This is a genomic window from Novipirellula sp. (assembly GCF_041583735.1).
Classification (GTDB): domain Bacteria; phylum Planctomycetota; class Planctomycetia; order Pirellulales; family Pirellulaceae; genus Novipirellula.
The window spans coordinates 1-5,189 of sequence record NZ_JBFHFD010000616.1; the positions used below are offsets into that span (position 1 = coordinate 1).

The 5,189-nt window shown below is 52.8% G+C and carries 6 protein-coding genes; 5 read left to right on the forward strand and 1 reads right to left on the reverse strand.

Annotation, left to right across the window (positions count from 1 at the left end; all coding sequences use genetic code 11):
- Positions 1-154: 154 nt before the first annotated feature.
- Positions 155-772 carry an ATP-binding cassette domain-containing protein gene (locus ABX962_RS29520; RefSeq protein WP_372724897.1) on the forward strand — a complete coding sequence of 206 codons (618 nt, stop codon included), beginning with the start codon at positions 155-157 and terminating at the stop codon, positions 770-772.
- A 257-nt stretch (positions 773-1,029) separates the two neighbouring features.
- Here ABX962_RS29520 and ABX962_RS29525 read toward each other — a convergent pair whose 3' ends face one another.
- Entirely contained in the window at positions 1,030-1,254 is a 225-nt protein-coding gene (locus tag ABX962_RS29525) for a tyrosine-type recombinase/integrase (RefSeq protein ID WP_372724899.1), read from the reverse strand.
- A gap of 486 nt (positions 1,255-1,740) precedes the next feature.
- Between ABX962_RS29525 and ABX962_RS29530 the strand changes: the two genes are divergently transcribed.
- The 4 genes from ABX962_RS29530 to ABX962_RS29545 all read left to right on the forward strand — a co-directional run bounded on the left by ABX962_RS29530 (position 1,741) and on the right by ABX962_RS29545 (position 4,412).
- Positions 1,741-2,448, forward strand: a complete 708-nt coding sequence (locus ABX962_RS29530) for a hypothetical protein (RefSeq protein WP_372724901.1) — start codon at positions 1,741-1,743, stop codon at positions 2,446-2,448.
- Between the two features lie 128 nt (positions 2,449-2,576).
- A complete protein-coding gene (locus ABX962_RS29535; protein ID WP_372724903.1) occupies positions 2,577-3,044 on the forward strand; it encodes a hypothetical protein in 468 nt (155 codons plus the stop codon).
- Positions 3,045-3,147: 103 nt separating this feature from the next.
- The gene (locus ABX962_RS29540) at positions 3,148-3,969 is read left to right on the forward strand and encodes a hypothetical protein (protein ID WP_372724905.1); all 822 of its coding nucleotides are present in this window, start codon (positions 3,148-3,150) and stop codon (positions 3,967-3,969) included.
- Between the two features lie 92 nt (positions 3,970-4,061).
- Positions 4,062-4,412, forward strand: a complete 351-nt coding sequence (locus ABX962_RS29545; protein ID WP_372724907.1) for a hypothetical protein — start codon at positions 4,062-4,064, stop codon at positions 4,410-4,412.
- Positions 4,413-5,189: the final 777 nt, after the last annotated feature.

The window sequence follows — 5,189 nt, forward strand, 5'->3', positions numbered from 1 at the left end:
AAGTGTTATCGACCACCGTTTATCTGGAAATCAGTGCCGGCGAGTTGGATGCCGCCGTCGCAGTTTCGCTGCTGATGGTCGCGATCGCGGTGCTGGTTTTGTTATTTCTCAGGCTACTGAACACGCGAGACGCCCAGTGATCGAGTTCTCCGGTGTGAGTATCCGCTCAGGCGACTTTGTGCTGTCGGATTTATCATTCACGCTTGCCAGCGGCGAATATGCGGTGCTGATGGGGCGAACTGGCAGCGGTAAAACGACGATTCTCGAAGCGATCTGCGGATTGCGCGCAGTCAGCCAAGGCACGATCCGGCTGGACGGTGTCGACATCACCGATTGGTTACCCGGCGATCGTCAAGTCGGCTATGTGCCGCAAGACCAAGTATTATTCCCGACCTACACGGTTGGTGAACATTTAGCATTCGCATTGCGGCTACGAAAACGATCGGCGTCGGAGATCACGCGGCGCACGACGGAACTAGCTGAACTGCTCGGCATCGGGCTGCTGGTCGATCGATCGATTGGCGGGCTCAGCGGTGGCGAGCGGCAACGGGTGGCACTAGGCCGAGCGTTATCGTTCCAGCCCTCGATATTGTTACTGGATGAACCGCTCAGTGCACTGGATGAAGAAACGCGGAGCGAGATGAGCGACTTGCTGCAGCAAGTCAAAGCGACGACCGGCGTCACCACGCTTCACGTCACGCACAACCGCAAAGAAGCCGCCGCCCTAGCCGACCGCCACCTCACGCTAGTCAACGGCAGGCTGAATTCTTAATCTTAATCCTAATCTCGCCCGATCAACCAACTCTCCGCCACCAACAAGAGCTGCCAAACAAGAGCGATGATTGCGCGGACAATTTGAACGTACGCAAACAGAGGCAACAGAGCCACAAATTACCTCTTTCTCCGTTACCTCCCTTTCCTCCTGTTTAATCATATTCGGAGTTGTCCTTTTCCACCGAGCCACGTCCATTCATTTAAAAGTTTACAATTTTCAATTTAACTTTTTCAATACTCCCAACTCCCAACTCCTCACTCTGCGTGACCAAGCAACTCTTGGATCGTGCAAATGTCGGTTCCCGTACGCAGTAGATGAATAGCAAAACTATGGCGAAAAACATGCGAACTGACGTGCTTGTGAATTTCCGCCTTGATGACTGCCGCACGCAAGTGCGTTGGGAACGTATCCTTATGCAAATGATGTCGTCGCAGCACCCCAGACCGTGGGGCGCGTGACAATCGATGAGACGCAAACAAGAACTGCCACTATAACTCGCGTGCGGCTCCGGGATACTTCCACTCCAGTGCCTTCGGCAATCACCCCATTCGGCAAAGAGAAGCTGGCCCAATCGGTCCTGTGGAGCAGATTCCGTCCCGGTTGCGGTGGCCCCACAGCAAAGCGTATCGCCCACTCCCACGGCCACTGAAAGCAGGGTGGCATTTCAGAGTGCTGAATCGATTTTATCGCCGTCCTGCATCGCCGCAGCACGATCTTTGCTGATTTTTTGCATGACTGCATGACAGGTCAATGCCTCGGATGGAAAATTCATTCACAATTTTGCTTGACCCAAGAATCGAGTCCCCTCATACTCAGCAAACGCCAACCGGCGATAACACTCCCTCGCACCGGCGATAACACTCCACGTGTCACCGAGGGAGCCGAAGGTCCTAACGGCGATAACACCCCCAGGCCCCACTTATCGCCACCACAACCAGCGATAAATACTTCGTTCGCACATAGAAATGAATTCCTACATCCAGCCGTTATCGCAACTTCTTGACGCGATCCCAGACGACCTGCAGGCGTTTTACGCTCAGGTTCAAACCGGCGACTTTTCTGGACACTCGGAAGTTGAGGTCAACCTTCTCTCGCCAGCCGATGCAACGAAGCTAACTCTCGAATTTCGCGAGTTTAATCCGCTTGTAGACATGTCGCGTTGCATTTTGCTCGATGAGGCGAACACCAGTGACTATCTGTGTTATTTACCCGGCCCGCCCAAGGCAGGAGCTATCTTTCATCTGTCGCACGATGGGCAACCTGCAAAGATTGTTTTCCGCGATACGCAGGCGTTGCTTGACGCTGCAAAGCAGGCGATTGCCTCAGGTGCCTTTTTGGAAACGCTTTTCGACCGACAATCATTTGTTTCTGAAGATCAGGACGAACTGGTGGATCAAATTCGGGAGGCATTTTCACTAGCGAACGAATACGAAATGACGCCGCTGTTGGACTTGCTACTGCGGTATGCGGAATACGACCGCGATCCTGAGCTGTTTTCACAGATTTGCGAGCACGATGATTTTTTTGTCCCTCAGGCGATCGCCGAGACAATTCAAGAACGTCCCAAACGCTCCTATTTGCCGCTCGCCCAAAAACTCGCATCAAATAACGTCCACCAAGTGGCGAGACCAGCAGCCGATGCGGTCGCGCAGATCGAGGCAATTCCGGAATAGTGCGAGCCAGACGATGCACCCGGGCCGCCCAGTTGAGATTGTTGAAGTGGTGAGTCGTTCGCGGCGGCCACGTGATCGTTAACGTTCCCCGACTGAAGAATCGTATCTCCTTTGGATAGGTCGCACGAATGGCAAATCTGGTTTGGTCTCCTGACGAAGATGCTTGGATCTCGTATATCGAGAGTGAGAAGCTTGGCGAATTGCAACTTCGCGTGTTGACCGACGGCGAGCAATCGCCACCAACTGATTCTCAGCTGAGATGCGTTTCGGTTGTTGAACGCCTTGCCAAGACTGGTTTGCCATTGCTTACTGATCATGCGCGCAAGTATGCCGCGACGTATCTCGGTGATACTGAATCAGACGAAATGGACGATGATGAACTTGGGATCGAGTTTTATGCTGCGGTAATACCGCAGCTCCGTTCGACAACCGACACATACATCATCTTTGTTGGCAATTCCGACATCGACTGGGAACACGGTATAGCGGTGATCTGCAAGAATGCTTTGCAGTTTGCTGTAGCACATTCTGATTTTGCATACTCAGGATGCGAATGGGATGACACGTCTCAACTCGAGCAACTACTCGACGGGTAACCATCGGATGCAACCGAGGGCCGGTGAGGGGGCTAACCGAATGGATGCTCAACTCCCGGTCCCGACGGATCCTTACCGTTACCCGGACTGAAAATCTGGCAACATGATTGAATACTCAGACTATCTGCCAACACCGAGTGACGCAATTTTGAAATCGACCGCCCACGGTTTAACGACCGGTGATGGTCTAGTCCGATGCGCAGTTTCATCGCTGGAATCACCGAGTGCCGTCGCTTGCGTGCGCGCGTATTACCCTGATCTAGAACTTTCGTTCGGTGAGATTCCAAGCCCCGATCCTCGCCTGCCGTATGCCGCTGTGGACGTTTTGACTTGGGAATACGAGCAAACCGAAAGCAGCCCAAATCTGCCTCCGCCAGATGCTTCGTTCTTGCAGACCGTCCGTCTCGCCGCAGAGCAACCATTCAACCTGAAATCGTATTCGATCGAGGCAGTCTCTGTTGCTTCGAAGTATTCGGATCTGACTCCGTGCGAAATGATCGGTGCGATGCAATTCCCCGGTCGACCGCCCGCGTCCGATTGGTATTGGGATTGGATGTTCAGATGTCAAGTCTTGACAGCGATGGTCATCGGCAAGTCAGTAGGCAACAGCTTGAATGACACTTCACACGGCAGACATTTGTTGGACATAGTACACGGGCCGGTTGATTGGATGACTACGGCGTCAATGATCGCATCGACTGACATCGCCCGGGGATCGGAACGAACGGAAATTATTCACCTGTTTCTCGACCTAGTTAGGCGTCCGATGAATCCGATCTGGTACATGAATGTCTATCGGCCTGCGTGGCGTTTAACGCGATTCTTCAACCACGATAGGATTGAATTAGCGAAGGTTGTTGCAACAATGAATGATCGCATTGACTCTGAGGAAGCCGATGATTCTTTCCCTCGTGCGGACGGATAACCACGCGTTGAATGCGAGCGGGCGATCACGCGGGTTTTGAAGTCATAGTCCAACGCGCCGCCGCGTTAACGCCGCCGTTCCCCAATCAAACGATGACTAAGAACAGAACAGGTGGACCGCCAACCCATGCCGTGAAGTGGCTTGAGGAACGGAAGCGTGGGATGCACCAAGAACTCAAACCGAAGCCTGAGCACAAGAAGAGCATTTGGGACACAATATCTATTTCCAAATCGCGAAAGGGGGCAACTGGCCGTCAGCTGGATAGTGCTGAAATGCGACTGGGAGTGAAGCTACCTGCGATCTTGCGAAAACAACTCAAGATTCAAAACGGAGGCAAGGTTGTGAATCTGTCTAGTGTGGATGAACGAATTTTCCCCGCAGGGGTTGATTCTGCGATTGATGGAATCGACCTTGTGCAAGATTGGACAACCAACTCGCCGTGACCTGTGATGGTCAACGTTATCCGAACTGAAGTGCAAACAATGATTGCCCCCCTCAGATGGCCTGTGCTGACCTGGTTCGGTCTGTTGCTATGGCTCGGCTTCGCACTGTTTATGAACTATCCTCCGCCGGTCGTCATTACTTCCTATACTTCGGCTGGACCTGTCGAAAATTCTGAACGTTTCGCGACATTTGAAAATTACCCGGATCCTATAGGCTGGCCGTTTCGGTACCTCAAACCAGATCCCGTGGTGCTTTGGGCTCCGCCGACTGGACTGCAAGCTGATCCCGATACATCGAACTTTTGTGTCCAAACTGCATTATTGAACATATTTCTGGTTTCGGTTGTGCTGGCTTCTTTGGCTCTCACGCTTCTAACATGTCTTCCGCGTTTCACTGTGCGTTCATTGCTGTTGCTCCCTGTAATGATTGGTAGCTTCCTTCTATGCTCTCGGCTAATCGAGCGGGGGATCGGACCTGATGCCAATTGGTACTTCGGAACTGCAATTTACTTCTCGCCAATCTTATACGCGTTTCTCCATCTTTGTGGAGCGCGTCTAGTTCATTCGTCGTGCCCTGTTTCCAGCGAAACTTCCGCTGATGGCGGATAGCCATCGCATGCACGTTGCAGACTGGAAATGGCTTGCAGACGAGCGGGGGGGGCAAGACAGGGAGACAGGGAGACAAGGAGTGAGGAGTGAGGAGTGAGGAGTGAGGAGTGAGGAGTGAGGAGTGAGGAGTGAGGAGTGAGGAGTGAGGAGTGAGGAGTGAGGAGTGAG